Origin of the sequence: Pseudomonas sp. UM16 (assembly GCF_050312595.1) — a bacterium.
In the GTDB taxonomy this organism is placed as follows: Bacteria; Pseudomonadota; Gammaproteobacteria; order Pseudomonadales; family Pseudomonadaceae; genus Aquipseudomonas.
In genome coordinates this window covers 58384-78815 of the sequence record NZ_JBNPJT010000010.1, presented here as the reverse complement: position 1 = coordinate 78815, position 20432 = coordinate 58384, and the positions used below count along the sequence as shown (strand labels likewise).

Genomic DNA, 20432 nt, shown 5'->3' with positions numbered 1-20432 from the left:
CGCAGTTTAGCAGAGCCGGGCGCGGCTTAGCCGACCTGTCGGCGCGGGCTGCCGGCAAAAAACGCTGCGGCGTTCTCGCGCAGTTGTTCGACGATACGCTGGCGTGATTCAACCGCGCCCCAGGCACTGTGCGGGGTGATGATCAGGCGCGGGATATCGTCGGCCAACAATGGGTTGCCGTTGACCGGAGGCTCGACACTCAGCACATCGGTCGCCGCGCCGCCCAGATGACCCGCGCGCAGGGTGTCGGCCAGGGCTTGTTCGTTGATCAGGCCGCCACGGGCAGTATTGATGACGAAGGCGCCCGGCTTGAGCAGGGCCAGTTCTTCGGCACCGATCAAGTTGCGCGTGTGTTCGTTGAGGGGGCAGTGCAAGGTCAGGGCGTCGACCTGAGGCAGCAACTCATCCAGGGGTAAACGGTCTTCACGGAGTGGGCGTCCAGGTAGTTGCCCCAGCAGTACACGCATGCCAAAGGCCTCCGCCAGGCGCGCCACGGCGCCGCCCAGTTCACCATGGCCGAGCATGCCGAGGGATTTGCCCTCCAGTTCGACGATGGGAAAGTCCAGCAGGCAGAATTGCTTGGCCTGCGCCCACTTCCCGGCCGCGACGGCGTGCTGATAGTCCGGCAGGCGTGTGGCCAGCGCCAGCAGCAAAGCCAGGGTGTGCTGAGCGACTGACGGTGTGCCATAGCCCTGGCAGTTGCTGACCACGATGCCTTGGGCCCGCGCCGCCTGCAGGTCGACGTTGTTGGTACCGGTGGCGGCCACCAGGATCAGTTGGAGCTGCGGGTTGGCTGCCAGGGTCTTGGCATCGAGCATGACCTTGTTGCTGATCGCGACGGTGGCGCCGTGCAAACGTTCGCTGACGTCTTCGGCGGTCGTGCTCGGGTACAGTTGCAGTTCGTCGAAACTGTCACGCAGGCCACTCAGGTCGAGGTCACCCAGGTCCAGTGAGGCATGGTCGAGAAATACGGCGCGACGAAGGGTGGGCATGTCAGATCCTGTCGAGTACGGGGGCGTGGGACCATCGTAAAGGCTCGGTTCGGCACTTCACAAGCAGCGGCTACAGGTTGTTACATGGTGTGTCGAGGGCGTAATGTACGTTTTCTTCGTGTTCACCCACTACCGCAAGGAGCCCCCATGTATTGGGCTGAATTTCTTACTGTTGCCCTGATTCACCTGCTGGCGGTCGCCAGCCCCGGTCCGGATTTTGCTGTGGTGGTACGCGAAAGCGTGACCCATGGTCGACGCGCCGGTACCTGGACCGCTTTTGGCGTTGGCATGGCGATTTTCCTGCATGTCGGCTATTCGCTGCTCGGCATCGGCCTGATCGTGTCGCAGTCGATTGTGCTGTTCAATGCGCTGAAATGGCTGGCAGCGGCTTATTTGCTCTATATCGGCTTTAAGGCGCTACGCGCTGGCCCAGCTGCGCCAGGCAGCGATGCCGTGCAGGCGTCGACCGTCGAGCGCACACCACGCGCGGCCTTTGTTGCCGGCTTCATGACCAATGGTCTGAACCCCAAGGCTACGTTGTTCTTCTTGTCGCTGTTCACCGTGGTGATCAATCCGCATACACCCCTGGCCATCCAGGCCGGTTACGGGGTGTACCTGGCCGTTGCAACCGGCTTATGGTTCTGCTTGGTCGCCATGCTGTTCAGCCAGCAACGGGTGCGCGCCGGATTCGCCCGTATGGGCCACTGGTTCGATCGCACCATGGGCGCGGTGCTGATCGCCCTAGGTGTGAAGATTGCCTTCACTGAAATGCATTGATGGCTATTTGCCTCTAGTCATTTGCCCCGGTCAAATCATTCCTTTGGCTGATTTGACCGGCGTGGTGGCGTTCTAGAGTGAGCTATGTTTTGCCTAGCTCGTGCACTCTAGAAAAGGGACTCCTATGTTGCAAACCCGTGTCATTGCTCCCGCCGAGGGCGCTTATCAGTTTCCGCTGTTGATCAAGCGCTTGCTGTTGTCGGGCAGCCGCTACGAAAAAACCCGCGAAATCGTATACCGCGATCAGTTGCGCTACAGCTACCTGACCCTCAACGAGCGCATCGCACGCCTGGCCAACGTATTGACCGAAGCGGGGGTGAAGGCCGGTGACACGGTCGCCGTGATGGATTGGGACAGCCACCGTTACCTGGAGTGCATGTTTGCCATCCCGATGATCGGGGCGGTGGTGCACACCATCAACGTGCGCCTGTCGCCGGAACAGATTCTCTACACCATGAACCACGCTGAAGACCGCTTTGTGCTGGTCAACAGCGAGTTTGTCGCGCTCTACCAAGCCATCGCCGGGCAACTGACCACAGTAGAGAAAACCCTGTTGCTCACCGACGCTGAGTCCAAGACCGCCGAGCTGCCGAATCTGCTGGGTGAGTACGAGCAATTGTTGGCCGCCGCCAGCCCGGTCTACGACTTTCCTGATTTTGACGAAAACTCGGTCGCCACCACGTTCTACACCACAGGTACCACCGGTAACCCCAAAGGAGTGTATTTCACTCATCGGCAACTGGTGTTGCACACCCTGGCCGCGGCCTCGGTGACCGGCAGCATCGACAGTGTGCGGCTGCTGGGCAGTAACGATGTGTACATGCCGATCACCCCGATGTTCCACGTACATGCCTGGGGCATCCCGTACGTGGCGACCATGCTCGGGGTCAAGCAGGTCTATCCCGGGCGCTATGAGCCGGAAATGCTCTGCGAGCTGTGGCGCAAGGAGAAGGTCACCTTCTCGCACTGTGTGCCGACCATCCTGCAAATGCTGCTCAACGCCAAAGGTGCGCAAACCCAGGATTTCGGTGGTTGGAAGATCATTATCGGCGGCAGTTCGCTGAACCGCGCCCTGTACGAGGCGGCCAAGGCCCACGGCATTCAGCTGACGGCGGCTTATGGCATGTCGGAAACCTGCCCGTTGGTGTCTTGTGCTCACCTCAATGACGAATTGCTGGCCGGCAGCGAAGACGAATGCATCACCTACCGGATCAAGGCCGGGGTGCCGGTGCCCTTGGTGGAACCTGCGATTGTCGATGGCGACGGCAATTTCCTCCCAGCCGATGGCGAAACCCAAGGGGAGCTGGTGCTGCGCGCACCATGGCTGACCATGGGATATTTCCGTGAGCCTGAGAAAGGCGCCGAACTCTGGCAGGGGGGCTGGTTACACACCGGCGACGTTGCCACCCTCGACAGCATGGGTGTGATCGATATCCGCGACCGCATCAAGGATGTGATCAAGACCGGCGGCGAGTGGATTTCCTCGCTGGAGCTTGAAGACCTGATCAGCCGTCACCCGGCGGTGCGTGAAGTGGCCGTGGTTGGCGTCGCCGATCCGCAGTGGGGCGAGCGGCCGTTTGCCCTGCTGGTGGTGCATGAGAATCAGGCGATCGATGCCAAGGCGCTGAAGGAACATCTCAAGCCTTTCGTCGAGTTGGGGCACATTAACAAGTGGGCGATTCCCAGTCAGATAGCCCTTGTTACTGAAATTCCCAAGACCAGTGTCGGCAAGCTCGACAAGAAGCGTATGCGCCTGGATATCGCGCAGTGGCAGACCAGTAACAGTACGTTTCTCTCGACCTTGTGAAGCTATGCGGGTCGTACCCAATTGGGTGTGACCCGCAGGCTAGACACACATTCACCTTGTCAAATGTCATTTTTCAGCCATTCTTGCCGCTGCCAGTGCGGCGGCCGGTGAAGAAACCGCGGCACAAGGTCAGCGATGCAAATCACACTTTAGAGGGATCTAGCACCACTACCTGCTGGCTATAGTCGGGTCAGGGGGTTTTCAGGAATGGGGGGCTGCACAAATTTGTGCCTGGCCACTTGTTCGACGATTCAGGTGCGCTCACACCCGTCGAACAAGGCGTTTCTGCAAAGGACTCACTGCCATAAAAATAAAGAAAGTACATGGAGTAGCGTCGATGACATCAGCAAATCTGTTCTGGCGCCGGGCGAAACTGCCGTTGGCCGTCAGCCTCGCTTCTACGCTCGCCGGTCCTGCATTCGGCGTCAGTTTCAACATCGGTGAAATCGAAGGCTCGTTTGACTCGTCGCTGTCCGTGGGGGCCAGTTGGTCTACAGCCAAGCCGAACGAGAACCTGATCGGCGTCAACAACGGCGGTAAAGGTCTGTCGCAGACCTCCGATGACGGCCACCTGAACTTCAAGCGCGGTGAGACTTTCTCGAAAATCTTCAAGGGTATCCATGACCTGGAGCTCAAGTACGGCGACACTGGTGTGTTCGTGCGGGGCAAGTACTGGTACGACTTCGAGCTCAAGGATGAACACCGCGAGTTCAAAGACATCAGCGACTCCAACCGCAAAGAAGGCGCCAAGTCTTCCGGTGGGCAGATTCTCGATGCCTTCGTCTATCACAACTACGATATTGCCGATCAACCAGGCTCGGTGCGCCTGGGCAAGCAGGTAGTGAGCTGGGGTGAAAGTACCTTCATCGGCGGTGGCATCAACTCGATCAACCCGATCGACGTGGCCGCGTTCCGCCGCCCGGGTGCCGAGATCAAGGAAGGCCTGATCCCGGTCAACATGTTCTATGTGTCGCAGAGCCTGACCGATAACCTCTCGGCCGAGGCCTTCTACCAGATCGAATGGGACCAGACCGTCGTCGACAACTGCGGCACGTTCTTCTCACAGCCGGACGTCATCGCCGACGGTTGTACCGACAACTTGCGTTTGCTCAACAGCAGCCGCAGCCTGCCGCCACAAGCGCTGGGCTTCCTGGCCAGCCAGGGGGTCGACATCAACCAAGAAGGCGTGAAGGTTGCCCGTGGCCCGGATCGCGATGCGCGTGACAGTGGTCAGTTCGGCGTAGCCATGCGCTACATGTTCGAGCCGCTGGATACCGAATTCGGCGCCTACTTCATGAACTACCACAGCCGTGCGCCGATTTTCAGTGCCACCGGCGCTGATCCGTCGGTCTATGCCGGCCTCGGCAACCTGCCACCCGCGCTGGCACCTTTAGCGCCGATCATTGTCGCCGGTAATTCGAAGTACTTCGTCGAATACCCTGAAGACATCCGCTTGTACGGCTTGAGCTTCTCCACCACCTTGCCTACCGGTACGGCGTGGAGTGGTGAACTCAGCTACCGTCCTAACGCGCCGGTGCAGCTCAATACCACCGACATCCTCTACGCCGGGGTTACACCGATCCCGGGGCTGGGCAACGCGTCGCTGCTCAAGGGCGTGCCAGGCCAGGACATGCACGGTTATACCCGTAAGGAAATCACCCAGCTGCAGACAACCTTCACGCACTTCTTCGACCAAGTGATGGGTGCCAGCCGCCTGACCGTGGTCGGTGAAGTCGGCGTGACCCACGTCGGTGGCCTGGAGAGCGCACACAAGATGCGTTATGGCCGCGACCCGGTCTACGGCCCAGGACCGCTGGAGCCTACCGGCCCGGCCAATACCTGTGAGTTCCTCAACGGACGGACCATCACCGGTGCTGGCAACAATGCCTCGTCCGCCAACGCCTCGCGCAAGTGTGAAAACGATGGCTTCACCACCAGCACCTCCTGGGGCTACCGCGCTCGCGCCATCTGGGACTACAACGACGTGTTTGCCGGGGTCAACCTCAAGCCTAACGTGGCCTGGTCGCATGACGTTTCCGGTTACTCCCCAGGCCCTGGTGGCAACTTCGAGGAAGGGCGCAAGGCGGTTAGCCTGGGCCTGGACGCCGAGTACCAGAACACCTACACCACCAGCCTGTCGTACACCAACTTCTTCGATGGTAAGTACACCACCGTGGATGACCGCGACTTCATCGCCCTCAGCTTCGGCGTGAACTTCTAAGAACACGGATTCAGGATGAGTATGAATATGAAAATAACCAAGAATCTGCTGCAAGCCGGTGTATTGGGCCTGTCGCTGCTGGCCACCAGCGTCATGGCGGCGGTGTCTGCTGACGAAGCGGCCAAGCTCGGCTCCAGCCTGACGCCGATGGGCGCGGAAAAGGCCGGTAACGCTGACGGTTCGATCAGTGCCTGGAAGCCGCTGGCGACGAATGCCGGCGCGGTTGACGCCAAAGGCTTCCTGGCCGACCCCTATGCAGGCGAAAAGCCGCTGTACACCATCACCGCGCAGAACGTTGACCAGTACAAGGACAAGCTGTCCCCAGGTCAGATCGCGATGCTCAAACGTTACCCGGACAGTTACAAGCTTCCGGTGTATCCGACCCACCGCGGCGCTACCGTGCCTGACGCCGTGTTTGCCGCGATCAAGAAAAACGCCACCAGTACCAAGCTGGTCGGCGGTGGCAACGGCCTGGAAAACTTCGATACCGCGATACCGTTTCCGATTCCCAAGAGTGGCGTCGAAGTCATCTGGAACCACATCACCCGCTATCGCGGCGGCAGCGTGACCCGCCTGGTAACTCAGGCCACGCCACAAACCAATGGCTCCTACAGCCTGGTGTATTTCCAGGACCAGTTCGTCTTCCGTGACAAGGTCAAGGGGTACGATCCGGCCAACCCCGGCAACGTGTTGTTCTACTTCAAGCAGAAAGTGACCGCGCCGGCGCGTCTGGCCGGTACCGTACTGCTGGTCCATGAGACCCTCGATCAGGTCAAGGAACCGCGCAAGGCCTGGGTCTACAACGCCGGTCAGCGCCGCGTGCGCCAGGCGCCACAGGTGTCCTACGATGGTCCGGGTACTGCTGCCGATGGCCTGCGTACTTCCGACAACCTGGACATGTACAACGGCGCCCCGGATCGCTACGACTGGAAGCTGGAAGGCAAGAAAGAGATGTACATTGCCTCCAACAGCTACAAGCTCGACGATCCGAAGCTCAAGTATGCTGACATCATCAAGGCCGGGCACATCAACCAGGACTTGAGCCGCTATGAGCTGCGCCGCGTCTGGCACGTGGTGGCGACCCTGAAGCCGGGTCAACGTCATATCTATGCCAAGCGTGATTTCTACATCGACGAAGACACCTGGCAAGCGGCAGTGATCGACCAGTACGACGGTCGCAATCAACTGTGGCGCGTTTCCGAGGCCCACTCCCAGGACTACTACAACGTCCAGGTGCCGTGGTACACCCTGGAAGCCATTTACGACCTGCAGTCGGGTCGCTATCTGGCACTGGGCATGAAGAACGAGGAGAAGAAGGCTTACGACTTCGGATTCTCGGCTAGCGTCAGCGACTTCCAGCCCGCAGCGCTTCGCCAGGAAGGTGTGCGCTAAGCGTCAAACCTCCGTGTGATCTCCCAGAACGCCCCGGCTTGCCGGGGCGTTTCTGTTTGCGCAGCCCACAGAAGTCGGAATTGTCGCTTTTTGTTGTAGTCTTTTTTCGGCAAAACGCAGCAATCATCTTCAAATGTGAGTTTTTAACCGCTAGTCTGCCCTGATCCGTACTGCCGAAGATTCCCTAACTAAAACGAGCCGGCCATGACTGATCTGTCCCGTACGCAAGGGTTCGCCAGCCAGGCCATGAACGTCCTGGAAGGACGCTTCTATCGTCCGCCACTGCCTGAAGGGCACGTGCCGCGGGCGCGTTTGTGTCAACGGCTGCAATCGGGGCTGGGCGGGCGCTTGTTGCTGGTCAACGCGCCAGCAGGTTTTGGCAAGAGTTCGCTGGCGGTGGAGTTCTGCCAGGGCCTGCCCAATCACTGGAGCAGCCTGTGGCTGGGCTTGAGCCGACGCGACAATGATCCGGGGCGTTTTCTCGAGCGCTTGCTCGAGGGCTTGCAGCAGTATTGCCCGGCGCTGGGCAATCAGGCCTTGGGCCTGCTGAAAATGCGCCAGCGCCATCAGCCCTTTGCTTTCGAAGAATGGCTCGACGGCCTGCTTGATGAGTTGGCTCGTCATCTGCAGCCACACAATCCGTTGTTGCTGGTGCTCGATGACTACCACCTGGCACAGGGACCGGTACTCGATCGCTGCCTGCAGTTCTTCCTCAACCACTTGCCGCCAGGCTTGGTGCTGCTGGTTACCAGCCGCCTGCGTCCGGACTGGCACCTGGCGCGCCTGCGCCTGTCGCGACAATTGCTCGAACTCAACGAGCAGGACTTGCGCCTGACCCCGGACGAGTCGTTGGCAGTGTTGGGCCAGCAATCAACCGGCTTGCGCGGCCAGGCCCTGGACAACCTGATTCAGCGCAGTGACGGCTGGATTGCCGGGCTGCGCTTCTGGCAGCTGGCCGCCAGTGAATCGGGGGGTGACAGTGCATTGCCGCAGGCATTGCATGGTGGCGAAGGGCTGATTCGCGACTACTTGCTCGAAGAAGTGATCGACATCCTCCCGGCCGAGGTCCAGGCCTTCCTCAATGACACGGCCTGTCAGGAGCGTTTCTGCAGCGAATTATGCGATGCCCTGCGTGAAAGCCACGACAGTGGCGAAATCATCCGTTACCTGCAGGCGCATCAAGTCTTTCTGGTGCCGCTGGACGAGAACGGGCGCTGGTATCGCTATCACCATCTGTTTTCCGACTTGTTACGCAGTCGTCAGCCCAGTTTGCCGCTGTCGAGCCTGCACCTGCGCGCCTGTCGCTGGTTCCATGGCCAAGGCTTGCTCGATGAAGCGGTGGAGCAGGCGTTGCGCGCCGGGCATTTGGATGTTGCCGCCAACCTGGTGCAAAACCTTTCTGAAGAGCAACTGCTGGCCGAGCAGAACGTCGGCATGTTGCTGCGCTGGAAAATGGACCTGCCCGATAGCCTGCTGATCAGCACCCCGCGCCTGATTGTGCTGTACAGCTGGGCCTTGGGCCTGGCCGGTCAACTTGACGCCGCCGAAGAGCTGGCCAGTCACTTGAGCCATTTCCTCCCCGCGCCATCGGCAACTGCGCAAAAGTCCATGCTGGCGCAATGGCTGGCCTTGAGTGGGGTGATTGCCCGTGGTCGCGGCGATCGCGAGCGTACCCTGGCGTGCTGTGGCGAAGCGCTGCGCAGCCTGCCGCAAAAGCGATATGGCCAGCGCCTGGTGTGTTTGTCGACCCTGTCCAACCTGGCCATTGCCGACGCCGACTTCCCGCGTGCGCGCAACTGGAACCGCGAGGCGCTGGAGTTGGCGCAGCGGGTTGGCAATCCCCTGTTTGAAGCCTTGGCACATTACGACCGTGCACGCGTGCTGCATGCCCGCGGCGAGGTGCTGCGCGCCCTGGAAGAAGTGCGCCAGGGTTTGCAGCGTTTGCAGGGGCTGTCGGCACAACGGTTGTACGCGGCGCGTGCGCGCCTGACGTTGTATGAGGGCTATCTGCTGGCCACGCGCCTGCAACCGGAAGCTGGGCGCAGTCGTCTGCGCGCCGGCCTGGTCGAGGCGCGGGCGTGTCGCGACATTAGCGTGCTGATCGGCCATTGCGTAATCGCTGCGCTGGATGGCCGCGAAGGGCGTTTTACCGAGGCCTTCAGCGAGTTGGCCGAGGCCGAACGCCTGATGCACATCTGGGATGTGCCGCCGGTTTTCTACCTGGCGATGATTACCCTGGTCAAATGTGAGCTTTGGCTGGCGCAGGGGCGGACTGACCTCGCCGAGTCCTGGCTGTTACGTCTGGGCCAGACCTACGGCGGCAAGAAGGCGGCTGCGGCACCGGAGTTCCATCCCTTGCTGCCGCTGCATATCGAATTGCAACAGGCCTTGCTCGAACGTACCCAAGGGCGCCTGGAGCAGGCCGGACAGCGCCTGCAAACGTTGGTGGAGCGGGGTCAGGCCAGTGGCGGTCAGTTGCTCTGTGTCATCGCCCTGTGCCAATGGACAGGCTTGCTGCTGAGCAACAACAACCCGGTGCAGGCCCGTGATCTATTGAAGTTGAGCCTGGAGGCCGCACGCGGCGGTGCCCTGCAACCGTTCCAGCGATTGCTGGAGGATCACCCGGCGTGGCTGCGCGAACAATTGTTGGCGCAGCCCCCCAGCCCGATTCAAGCCAGCCTGCTGGCGCTGTTGCCTGCCAGCGAAAGTGTCGACGTTGCCAGCCCTGGCAGTGAAACCTTGAGTACCCGGGAGAAGGCCGTGCTGGAGTTGATCGCCCAGGGTTGCTCCAATCAGGAAATCAGTGAGCGGCTGTTTATCTCGCTGCATACGGTCAAGACCCACGCCAGCCATATCAACAGCAAGCTGGGCGTTGAGCGCAGAACCCAGGCAGTCGCTCGGGCCAAGGCCCTGGGGTTGCTGGCCTGAGCAGCGGATTTGCGGCGAAGGGGTGAATTTCTGCTGTACTCTCTGGCAGGTATTTTCCGCTGGAGGCATTGTCCATGTTCCGTGCACGCACCCTAGTGCTGGCGACCGGCCTGTTATCCACAACTGCTGCGCTGGCGGCGCAGGGGCCGTCGTTTTCCTGTGACAACGCCGAGGGCATAGCGCTAAAAGTGTGCCAGAGCCCACAACTGAGCAAACTCGACCGCGACCTCGCCGACTTGTACAAACGCGCGCTCGGGCAAGCTGATAGCGATACGCAAAAGCAGCTCAAGGCCACGCAACGTGGCTGGATCAAGGGCCGCGATGAGTGCTGGAAAGCCAGCGATGTCGATGCCTGCATTCTTGAGCAATACCAGCTGCGCATGGTCAAACTGCAAATTCAGTCAGGCGCTGTGCAAGTGCCAGCAGCGGTTGAATTTGATTGTGATGACAGCAGCAAACCGTTCACCGCAGTGTTCTACAACCAGCTGGAACCGCAAGCGGTGGTGCTCACTTATGGCGATGACCAGGCCATCGCCATGGCTCAACCTGCGGCCAGTGGCAGCAAGTATGGCGCCGAAGGTGTCGAATTCTGGGAGCACCAGGGAGAGGCCAAGGTGAAATGGTTCGGTGCTGAGCTGAGTTGCCAGGCGGTGCAGTGAGATAGCGACTCAAGCAAATGCTGCGTGCGGCCGACATAGTGGCAATGCGATGTTGCCGCCGAGAGAATAGAGACAGGCAACGACGCTGGGTTTACCCGCGAAGCCAGGCTGTGCTTGTTGAGGTCTGTGCATCTTTTCTTATTTGCCATGTCGGATTTCGTGGATGCAGGTCTACAGCCAAAAAAGTTTTCTGATCGTTGATGATTTTTCCGATTTCCGCAGTTCCGCCCGCTCCATGTTGCGCGAGTTGGGTGTGCGTGATGTCGATACTGCCGACAGTGGTGAGCAGGCCCTGCGCATGTGCGCGCAGAAGCGCTATGACTTCATCCTTCAGGACTTTCACCTCGGCGATGGCAAGAAAAACGGCCAACAGGTGCTCGAAGACCTGATCCTCGACAAGTTGATCAGCCATGAGAGTGTGTTTCTCATGGTGACTGCTGAAACCAGTCAGGCGATTGTCCTCAGCGCCCTGGAACATGAGCCTGATGCCTACCTGACCAAGCCGTTCAACCGTATCGGTCTGGCCCAGCGTCTGGAAAAGCTGGTGCAGCGCAAAACCCTGCTCAAGCCGATCTTGCAAGCCCTGGACCGTGGTCGTCCGGCCGAAGTGCTGGCGGCCTGCGCCGAGCTGTGCAAGAAGGACCCGCGCTTTGCGCCGTTGTGCTTGCGCTATCGCGCCGATGCCCTGCGCGACCTTAATCGTTACGACGAACTGGAAAAATTCCTTTCTACCATCATTTCCAGCCGCGCCACCCCTTGGGCCTACGCGGCACTGGGCAGCCTGCTGTACAAACGCAATCAGTTTGCCCAGGCCCAAGGGGTGTACGAGCAGGCGCTCAAGGCGTTTCCAATGATGCCTGGGCTGTATGACGGGCTCGCCGAAGTGTTGGTTGCCTTGGGCGAAAGCAAGCGTGCCCAAGGCGTACTGGAAGAGGCGGTGCGGCTGTCGCCACTGGCGGTGCGCCGGCAGATGATGCTGGGTAAACTGGCGCTGAATAACGACGACTTTGACACCTCTTCCAAGGCCTATCGGCATGCGGTCAACCAAGGTCAGAGTTCCCGCTACAAAGACCCCGAGAGCAACCTCGGCCTGGTTCAGGCGCTGATGAACAAGAACGCGGGCAATGGCCTGGATGCGCGCACCCGGGTCGAGATCAACACAGTGCTCAGTGAAGTCGCCAAGGAGAACGTCGAGGACCAGGGCCTGCAGGTACGCGCAAGGTTGATGAAAGCCGCCAGCCTGCAACAAGCTGGCGACGCCGAAACCGCCGCCAAGTTGACCGAGCAAGCCATGGCCCGCCTGGATAAAATGGAACAGTTTTTTTCCGTGGAAGCCGCTTTGGTGGTGGCCAGCCAGTTGCAGACGCTCGGCCAGGAATCGGCCGGCAGCTCGATTCTGAAAAACTGCGTGGAAACCTACGGCGATGACCCCAAGGTCATGCAAAGCGTGTCGCGTCTGACCGACGACCCGGCGGTGCTGGGGGCGGTGACTGAGGCCGTCGATCTCAACCGCCAGGGCGTGCGCAGCTATCAGGGCGGGCAGCTCAGTGAAGCGCTGGGGTTGTTCCGCCGTGCCCTGACGCTGCAACCGAAGAACATCAGCATCGCGCTGAACACCGCCCAGGCCTTGTTACGCATCGGCGGTGAAACGCCGCCACCGGCGTTGATGGATGAATGCCGTGCCTGCCTGACCTGTGTGGCCGGCATTCCCGAGAGCGACAGTCGCTACGACCGTTACCGCAAACTGCACATCCGGGCCTTCGGCGCATGAACCAGGACAATCAGGGGCTGGATTTCTCCACGGTGATCGCCTCCACCGTACATGACATGAAAAACTCTCTGTCGGCCCTGACCCAAGCCCATGGCCAATGGCTGGCGCGTCTGCCCGAAGCCCAGCGCAGCGGCAGCGAACAAGGGGTGATGGAGCACGAATTTACCCACCTCAATGGCATGCTGGTGCAGTTGTTGGGGCTGTACAAACTGGGTGTCAACCAACTGCCCATGTGTCCGGACTACCACGAGCTGGATGACTTCATCGAAGCTCAGCTGGCTGCCCAGCAGAACCTCCTTCAGCACCGTGACATCCTCGCCAGCTGGCGTATAGAGACCGCCAGCCCTCTGGGTTTTTTTGACCGCGAACTGGTTAGCTCTGTGGTTGCCAACATCCTCAACAATGCTATTCGCTACGCCGGTCACACCTTGCTGATCACGGTCAGCGACGAAGGTGAGCAACTGCTACTGAGCATTAATGACGATGGCCCAGGCTTCCCTGCACGCATGCTTGAGCGTCAACAGGATTACGTGCAGGGCATTGATGCCCAGAGTGGCAGTACCGGATTGGGCTTGTACTTTGCGGCGCGGATTGCCGCCTTGCATGAGCGCAATGGGATCAAGGGGCGCATTGAAATTGCCAACGGCGGTGCGTTGGGTGGCGGGTTGTTCAGGTTGTATTTGCCGTAACTTCGCCAACGCTCGGCTCCACACCAGAGCCGAGCGTTGGCGTTGTCTTACATCCCCAACATGTTCGGCAATACCAACGAAATCCACGGCACATAAGTGACGAGGGTCAGGAACAGCACCAGCAGCGTCAACCAGGGCATCGCTGCGCGCACTGTGGCGGTCAGTGGCATCCCGGTCACCGCTGAAGTGACGAACAGGTTCAAGCCCACAGGCGGGGTGATCAGGCCGATCTCCAGGTTGACCACCATAATGATGCCCAAGTGAATCGGATCGATACCCAGCTTCATGGCAATGGGGAACAGGATCGGCGCCAGAATCAGGATAATCGCCGACGGCTCCATGAACGCACCGGCTATCAGCAAGACAATGTTGACTACCAGCAGGAAGGTCACCGGTGTTAGCCCGGCATCAATTACCCAGGCGGTGATCTGCTGCGGCAACTGCTCGGTGGTCAGCACGTGGGCAAAGAGCATGGCGTTGGCAATGATGAACATCAGCATGATGCTCAGCTTGGCCGACTCCAGCAGCACCTTGGGTGCTTCCTTGAAGGTCATGTCCTTGTACACGAACAGGGCAATGAAGCCGGAGTATACCGCCGCCACGGCCGCAGCCTCGGTCGGGGTGAACATGCCGCTGTAAATACCGCCAAGGATGATCACCATCAACAGCAGGCCCCAGACGGCCTTGCGTGCGGCGGTCAGCCATTCCTTGAAGGTTGCGCGGGGCAGGGCAGGCAGGTTCTTCTTCACCGCGACGATGTAGATGGCGATCATCAGAATCAGGCCCAGCATCAAGCCAGGTACCACGCCGGCCATGAACAGCTTACCCACCGAAGTCTCGGTAGCGGCGGCGTACACCACCATCACGATCGATGGCGGGATCAGAATGCCCAACGTACCGGCGTTGCAGATAATGCCGGCGCCGAAGGCCTGTGGATAACCAGAACGGACCATGCCGGCAATCGCAATCGATCCAACGGCCGCCACTGTCGCCGGGCTTGAGCCCGAAAGCGCTGCGAACAATACGCAGGCCAGCACGGCGGCAATCGCCAAGCCGCCACGTATATGCCCGACGCAGGTGTTGGCAAAATCGATCAGACGCCGCGCCACACCGCCAGTGGTCATGAACGCACCGGCCAGGAGAAAGAACGGAATCGCCAGCAGGGTGTAGTGTTCCGAGGTTTCGAACAGTTTGATGGCCAGCGAGCGCACCGAATCCTGGCTGAACAGCATGATGGTCAGCGAGCCGGAGAGGCCCAAGGAAATGGCAATGGGCACACCAATGAACATCAGCGCGAACAGGGTGACGAACAGGAAGAGGATGGTCATTTTTTCTCGTCCTCTTGTTCGGTCAGTTTCAGCGCATCAGCGGCCTCGTCAGCCAGGCCGAGCCCGGTCTGACGGTGCCGGAGAATGCGCACGAAGATCTCGGCGAAACGGATGAACACCAAGGCAAAGCCCAGTGGCACGATCAGGCCGACATGCCACTGCATGACGCCAAAATGGCCCAGGTCTTCGGCACCGATGTCGGCGTTGAACAGCGTGTGTATCCACTCGAAACTGGCAACGCTCAGCAAACCGGCATAACCCAGGCAGCACAGGCAGGCCAGCAGGCCAAGCAGGCGTTGGGTGGATTTGCTTGTCAGTTTTACCAGGGCGTCGACACCGATATGGCCGGCCACGCGTACGCCATAGGAGAGGCCAAAAAAGATCAGCCAGCCGAACAGTGCTTTGGTTAGCGCGTTGCTCCAGGTCATTGACTGGGCGGCGTCCATCACATGGTCACCGATGCTATTTAGCAGGTCAGCGGCACCGACCCAGCGCTCGGCCAGGCTGTAGAACAGGGTGTAGAGGTTGTTGAGGATGACGTAGACGAAGGTCACCAGGGTCATGGCGGCCAGGAGGAAGACGATAAAGCCCTCCTCGAAATGTTCCCAGATACGCCGTAAGGCATTCATGAGCGTTCTCCGATGCGTGACGGTCACAACTGCCGCCTTGTCGGCGGCAGCTGTTTGCGGGCTTACTGCGCCTGGTTGGCCGCCTCGGCCGCCTGGATCAGGTCGGCACCGATCTCACCTTCGAACTTCTTCCACACCGGCTTCATCGCTGTGCGCCATTGCTCCCGCTCCTCTGGCGTCAGGGTAATGATCTCGGTGGTTTTGGCCGCCAGGATACGTTCCTTGTCGCCCTGGTTGAGGGCTTCGGCTTCTTTGTTCACATGTCCAGTTACTTCGGTGATGATTTTCTCCAGCTCTGGCTTCACATCTGGCGGCAAGCCGTTCCAGAACTTGGTGTTGGTGATCAGCATGTAGTCCAGCACGCCATGGTTGGACTCGGTGATGTATTTCTGCACCTCATGCATTTTCTGGCTGTAGATGTTCGAGTAAGGGTTTTCCGCGCCGTTGACCACGCCGGTCTGCAGGCCCTGGTAAACCTCGGCGAAGCTCATCTTGCGCGGGTTGGCACGCACCGCCTTGAACTGCTCCTCAAGCACCGCCGACGCCTGTACGCGGAATTTCAGGCCGCGGGCGTCCGCAGGCACTCGCAACGGCTTGTTGGCCGACAGCTGTTTCATGCCGTTGTGCCAATAAGCCAGGCCGGTGATGTTCTTGTCTTCCATGGACTTGAGCAGGCCTTGCCCGGCCGGGCTCAGCTGGAAGCGGTTGACGGCTTCGATGTCGTTGAACAGGAAGGGCAGGTCGAACAGCTGGACCTTCTTGGTGTACTGCTCGAACTTGGCCAGTGACGGTGCGATGATCTGTACATCGCCGAGCAGCAATGCCTCCATTTCCTTGCCATCGCCAAACAGCGACGAGTTGGGGTAGACATCGACCTTGACCTTACCGGGCAGGCGTTCTTCTACCAGCTTCTTGAACATCAACGCGCCCTGGCCTTTGGGCGTTGAGTCGGCGACGACGTGGGAAAACTTGATGGTGATCGGGTCGGCGGCCTGAGCCCAGCTGGTGGCCGAAAGTGCGAGTGCGCAAACCAGCGTCTTGAGTTTGGGAGTGAACATCCAGGTACTTCCTCTTGTTGTTGTATTACTGCTCCTTGCACTGACGCGCGCAGGCAGGGTTGACCCCAGCAAGTCTAGGTGGCAATTCGAGATTTGCTGTAGCGGCTGGCCATAACCGGGGGGCACAATAAGCCATCTCTTTCGCAGGAACGTGTATGAACCCTGTAAAACCTGTACTCATTCGCGAAACCTTCCCCGTCGGTCCTTTGCAGTGCAACTGCACCATCATCGGCGATCCGATTAGCAAGAAAGCCATCGTCGTCGACCCGGGCGGTAACCATGAGCAGATCCTTGCCCGCCTGGACGCCCATGGCCTGAAGGTGGTGAGTATCATCCATACCCACGCTCACCTGGATCACTTCCTCGCCTCCGGGCAACTGAAGGAAAAGACGGGCGCCACCTTGCACTTGCACAAGGACGACCAGTTCCTCTGGGACAACCTGGAAATGCAATGCCAGATGTTTGGCGTGCCTTATACCCCGGTGCCGTCGCCAGACCGCTGGTTGGCTGACGATGAAGAGCTGGCTTGCGGTTGCGGTGTGGCGCTGCATACCCCTGGGCACACGCCGGGCTCGATGAGTTTCTGGTTTGCCGAGGCCAAGCTGTTGATTGCCGGCGACACCTTGTTTCGTCGCGGCATTGGTCGCACTGATTTGTGGGGCGGGGACCAAGCGACCATCGTTCGTTCGATCAAACAGCGCTTGTACAGCCTGGATGAGGACGCCACGGTGGTCACCGGTCATGGGCCCGATACCCGTCTGGGTGACGAGATGCGCCAGAATCCTTTTGTGCGCGCCTGATTTTTCAGGGAATTTTTTTGCCCTTTCGCGATCCAAGGCTGGCACAGAACCGCAAAGCGGTCGCCTGCACTTTCGAATTACAGTAGGAGCTTGTCAATGTTCACCATGCGTCGTTTGATTATCGTCGCTACCGTTGCCGCGCTGATGTCCGGTTGCGCCAACCAGAATCCGTACGACAGCCAGGGTCAGGCGCAACAAGGCTCCACCGGGATGAGCAAAACCGCCAAGTATGGCGGTCTGGGTGCGCTGGCCGGTGCGATTGCCGGTGCTGCCATCGATCACGACAACCGTGGCAAGGGTGCGCTGATCGGCGCTGCCGCTGTGGGTGCCGCTGCTGCCGGTTACGGCTACTACGCCGACAAACAAGAAGCCGCGCTGCGTGCCAGCATGGCCAACACCGGTGTTGAAGTTCAGCGCCAAGGTGATCAGATCAAGCTGATCATGCCGGGCAACATCACCTTCGCCACCGATTCGGCGAACATCGCCCCAAGTTTCTACTCGCCGCTGAACAACCTGGCCAACTCGTTCAAGCAGTACAACCAGAACACCATTGAAGTGGTCGGTTTCACTGACAGCACCGGCAGCCGCCAGCACAATATGGACCTGTCCCAGCGTCGTGCACAGTCGGTGGTCAGCTACCTGACCTCGCAAGGTATCGACGCCAGCCGCGTCAGCGCTCGTGGCCTGGGCCCGGATCAGCCGATTGCCAGCAACGGCGACGCCAATGGCCGTGCGCAGAACCGTCGGGTTGAGGTCAACCTCAAGCCGATTCCTGGTCAGCAGTACCAGTAAGTTTCTGCCGAGGTGAAAAAGGGGAGCTTGGCTCCCCTTTTTTCGGTTCATTACGCAATCCCGGGCCTGCAGCCTGTTGGTTTGCAGAAATGGACGGGACCTCAGTGCTGTTGTCACTGACCATCCCATGGGGTTACGCCCCAAGAGGCATGCCCAGAAGTAGAGGCAGTGTGGTGGGACCAGCTTATGTCTCTGTAGCGGATGGCAAGGTGTTCCTGGGCCTCTTGGCCGCTCAGGCTCACGCGATAAAAGTTCAGCGTGCAATCAACAACTTCACGACTGGCCACCGCTTGCGCTAACAAAGGGGTCGACTTATCAATGTACTTGATAATGATCAGCGGGTGATGAGTTGCATGTTTGGTGTTGTCGAGATTGGAAAGGTTGTGAGCGAAGGAAAGCACCATGATTTCGTCAAGATGCCCGGATTGACACTTGTTGGCAATGGAGTCCAGGCCGGAGCAGCCGGCGGAGATCAGTCCCTGTTTCTTGCCAGTGATCGACAGATAGCCGTGATGAGCCAACGTGCGTACTCCTTGTAAGTAAAACACGCAGACTATTACTTAAGTGCTGACTGAGTATGTCAGACGCTTCCGAAAAGTATTTCAAAGTTGTTACATGCAGCGAGCCTTGGATGGATGATTTTCAGAAGCGTCCGACATATCTTTGGCGAAAAAACTCGTAGCCTGCGTGCTCCGTCTACAGGGAGTACGTAGCATGGCCTATCACTACTTCGCGTCGCTCAACCGCAAGTTTCAAGAACAGCCCTTCGTCCACTACTTTTCACGGAGGAAGGCGTGATGGCGAAACCGAGCGACAAGTCGAAACTGAGCATGAATGACTTCTGGGAAGTCAGCCATGCCGCAGCGCAGTTTACCGGCTTCGTCTGCACGATCAGTGCGCGACACCTGAAAGATGACCAAACGCGCATGCAGTTCAATCGCGAGCTTGCCTATTACGCACGGCGGGTAGTGCGAGATGTGGAGGAGCGGCGGTTGAGTCCGCAGGAGGGGTTGCGCGAGTTAAAAACGGAACAGCAGAGTCTGCTCAGTCAATCGAACCGCATTTTCAAGCAGACGATTGGTCTGATAGGTGGAGCAGTACAGATCACGACCGGGGCCGGTGTGTGTTATGGCTCCGCAGGCACCATGTGCGCATTTCTCGGTGCTCCGCTGATGGTGCACGGCAGCAACAACCTCTATGAAAATGCAATGAACTTGTATTCAGCGCGCAGCGATGTGCAAGGGCCCGTTAGGAAAGCATATAAAGGCGCCGCAAAGCAGCTTGGCTACAGCGAAGCCGGTGGGAATATGGCGTACCTGGTAGGGGACCTTGCGTTGTCTGGAGCTGGAGTTATGCAGCCAGTGTTAAAGCCTGACGCGTGGCGGCTATTCAGATTCATTAGGACCGACCGTGAGAGAGCATTTAAGCAAATGAGTAGAGAAACATTAGTATTGGAAATAGGGGTGGATGCCATAACAGCAGAACAACTCTATGATGAATACAAGAAATGAACATCGTCGAATTTGCTTTATTTGTACTCATGAGTACCACCCTTTCCTTGCTTTTGAATCGTGGCCTGATCAAACTCCGGTTTAGCGCGTGGGGAGTATTCGCAAGCCTTATCTATAACTCGTTGATGATCGCATTTTATCTTGACGCGGTAGCAAACAAGAAGTTTCTACGCTTTCAGTTCGACTCAAGTGCTGCTGAGTACTATCCAGTGATCTCTATAACTTCAATGATCATGGTCTTATTTCATTGGTGGGCGTTCCGAACTAAAGCATAGGCTCCTGCCAACTGCTAGGCTGCCAGTCGGCGCTGATGTTGTAAAGAAGAGGCAGGAGATTCTATGGTTCATAGAAAGGCCTCAAATAGCCTTTTATCGGTATTCGCCTTGACTCTTCAATAGGGTGAATACTACTCTCGCGCAGTTTATGCGCACTTGATAATTATTATCGGGTGATGATTTGCATGTTTTGGTGCAATTAAATCGCGAACAAGCAGGGGTCGATGCCATGACAACAAAACAGCTTCATGACGAATATCAAAAATGAACATCGTCGAATTTTCTATTTTTGTACTATTTGGCGTAACCTTTGCCTTGCTATTTAAACGCTACCCCATCAAGCCCCGACTTATACCCTGGGGAATATTTTTCAGCTTCGTCTATAACGCCTTAATGATCGCATTCTATCTTGATGTTGTGGAAAACAAGAAGCTACTGTTTTTTCAATTTGCCCCGAGTATCGTTGAATACCATCCCACAATCACCATTCTTTCAATGACCATGGTCATTTTCCATTGGCGGGCAGTCCGAACCAAAACATAGGGTTCAGCCCGCGCTTAGGAAGGTAAGGTAGGAGCTAGCTTTGCCAAATCCAGCTACCCCATAGCTGATCTGTAATATCATTTGGCTGCCCTACTCCAGAGCTTGAATCCCACCCTTAACCCCGTTATCCAACTCAAGGATCATAGTCCCCAGGATTCCTTGAAGAGCCTTTTTTTGTGCCCGAATTTTGCCCCGCACTGGTGTTACGCACGTCCTAGGACCTATCCTACGAAGTCTGTCGCCCTGCAGATGATTGCTCC

At 58.5% G+C, this 20432-nt stretch carries 17 protein-coding genes; 12 read left to right on the top strand and 5 right to left on the bottom strand.

Annotation, left to right across the window (positions count from 1 at the left end):
- Positions 1–26 precede the first annotated feature (26 nt).
- Positions 27–992, bottom strand: a complete 966-nt coding sequence (locus tag ACQRAX_RS13635) for a 2-hydroxyacid dehydrogenase (protein ID WP_412038562.1) — start codon at positions 990–992, stop codon at positions 27–29.
- A 147-nt stretch (positions 993–1139) separates the two neighbouring features.
- On the opposite strand from ACQRAX_RS13635, the gene ACQRAX_RS13630 reads away from it, so the two are divergent.
- The 8 genes from ACQRAX_RS13630 (at position 1140) to ACQRAX_RS13595 (ending at position 13236) form a co-directional block, all read left to right on the top strand.
- The gene (locus ACQRAX_RS13630; RefSeq protein ID WP_412038563.1) at positions 1140–1769 is read left to right on the top strand and encodes a LysE family translocator; all 630 of its coding nucleotides are present in this window, start codon (positions 1140–1142) and stop codon (positions 1767–1769) included.
- Between the two features lie 124 nt (positions 1770–1893).
- Positions 1894–3576, top strand: coding sequence for a fatty acid--CoA ligase (locus ACQRAX_RS13625; protein WP_412038564.1), 1683 nt, complete (start codon positions 1894–1896; stop codon positions 3574–3576).
- Positions 3577–3913: 337 nt separating this feature from the next.
- A complete protein-coding gene (locus tag ACQRAX_RS13620; RefSeq protein ID WP_412038565.1) occupies positions 3914–5797 on the top strand; it encodes a DUF1302 domain-containing protein in 1884 nt (627 codons plus the stop codon).
- A 27-nt stretch (positions 5798–5824) separates the two neighbouring features.
- The gene (locus tag ACQRAX_RS13615; RefSeq protein ID WP_412038566.1) at positions 5825–7189 is read left to right on the top strand and encodes a DUF1329 domain-containing protein; all 1365 of its coding nucleotides are present in this window, start codon (positions 5825–5827) and stop codon (positions 7187–7189) included.
- Positions 7190–7393: 204 nt separating this feature from the next.
- Positions 7394–10117 (top strand): LuxR C-terminal-related transcriptional regulator, encoded by a 2724-nt coding sequence (locus ACQRAX_RS13610; protein ID WP_412038567.1) that lies wholly within the window; start codon positions 7394–7396, stop codon positions 10115–10117.
- 74 nt (positions 10118–10191) lie between these two features.
- A complete protein-coding gene (locus ACQRAX_RS13605) occupies positions 10192–10776 on the top strand; it encodes an MliC family protein (protein ID WP_412038568.1) in 585 nt (194 codons plus the stop codon).
- Between the two features lie 163 nt (positions 10777–10939).
- A complete protein-coding gene (locus ACQRAX_RS13600) occupies positions 10940–12547 on the top strand; it encodes a response regulator (protein WP_412038569.1) in 1608 nt (535 codons plus the stop codon).
- Positions 12544–13236 carry a sensor histidine kinase gene (locus tag ACQRAX_RS13595; protein ID WP_412038570.1) on the top strand — a complete coding sequence of 231 codons (693 nt, stop codon included), beginning with the start codon at positions 12544–12546 and terminating at the stop codon, positions 13234–13236. The genes ACQRAX_RS13600 and ACQRAX_RS13595 overlap by 4 nt, the downstream gene beginning before the upstream one ends.
- A gap of 47 nt (positions 13237–13283) precedes the next feature.
- On the opposite strand, the gene dctM is transcribed toward ACQRAX_RS13595, so the two are convergent.
- From dctM to dctP, 3 genes are all read right to left on the bottom strand, one after another.
- Positions 13284–14564 (bottom strand): C4-dicarboxylate TRAP transporter large permease protein DctM, encoded by a 1281-nt coding sequence (gene dctM / locus ACQRAX_RS13590; RefSeq protein ID WP_412038571.1) that lies wholly within the window; start codon positions 14562–14564, stop codon positions 13284–13286.
- Positions 14561–15193, bottom strand: coding sequence for a TRAP transporter small permease (locus tag ACQRAX_RS13585; RefSeq protein ID WP_412038572.1), 633 nt, complete (start codon positions 15191–15193; stop codon positions 14561–14563). The genes dctM and ACQRAX_RS13585 overlap by 4 nt, the downstream gene beginning before the upstream one ends.
- Before the next feature lie 62 nt (positions 15194–15255).
- The gene (gene dctP, locus ACQRAX_RS13580; protein WP_412038573.1) at positions 15256–16251 is read right to left on the bottom strand and encodes a C4-dicarboxylate TRAP substrate-binding protein DctP; all 996 of its coding nucleotides are present in this window, start codon (positions 16249–16251) and stop codon (positions 15256–15258) included.
- A 155-nt stretch (positions 16252–16406) separates the two neighbouring features.
- Here dctP and ACQRAX_RS13575 point away from each other — a divergent pair, with 155 nt between their 5' ends.
- A complete protein-coding gene (locus ACQRAX_RS13575) occupies positions 16407–17051 on the top strand; it encodes an MBL fold metallo-hydrolase (RefSeq protein ID WP_412038574.1) in 645 nt (214 codons plus the stop codon).
- A gap of 96 nt (positions 17052–17147) precedes the next feature.
- A complete protein-coding gene (locus tag ACQRAX_RS13570) occupies positions 17148–17843 on the top strand; it encodes an OmpA family protein (protein ID WP_412038575.1) in 696 nt (231 codons plus the stop codon).
- Between the two features lie 113 nt (positions 17844–17956).
- On the opposite strand, the gene tssD is transcribed toward ACQRAX_RS13570, so the two are convergent.
- Positions 17957–18364, bottom strand: coding sequence for a type VI secretion system tube protein TssD (gene tssD / locus ACQRAX_RS13565; RefSeq protein ID WP_412038576.1), 408 nt, complete (start codon positions 18362–18364; stop codon positions 17957–17959).
- Positions 18365–18640: 276 nt separating this feature from the next.
- On the opposite strand from tssD, the gene ACQRAX_RS13560 reads away from it, so the two are divergent.
- Positions 18641–19354, top strand: coding sequence for a DUF4225 domain-containing protein (locus ACQRAX_RS13560; protein WP_412038577.1), 714 nt, complete (start codon positions 18641–18643; stop codon positions 19352–19354).
- 539 nt (positions 19355–19893) lie between these two features.
- Positions 19894–20172, top strand: coding sequence for a hypothetical protein (locus ACQRAX_RS13555; RefSeq protein WP_412038578.1), 279 nt, complete (start codon positions 19894–19896; stop codon positions 20170–20172).
- The last annotated feature ends 260 nt before the right edge of the window (positions 20173–20432 follow it).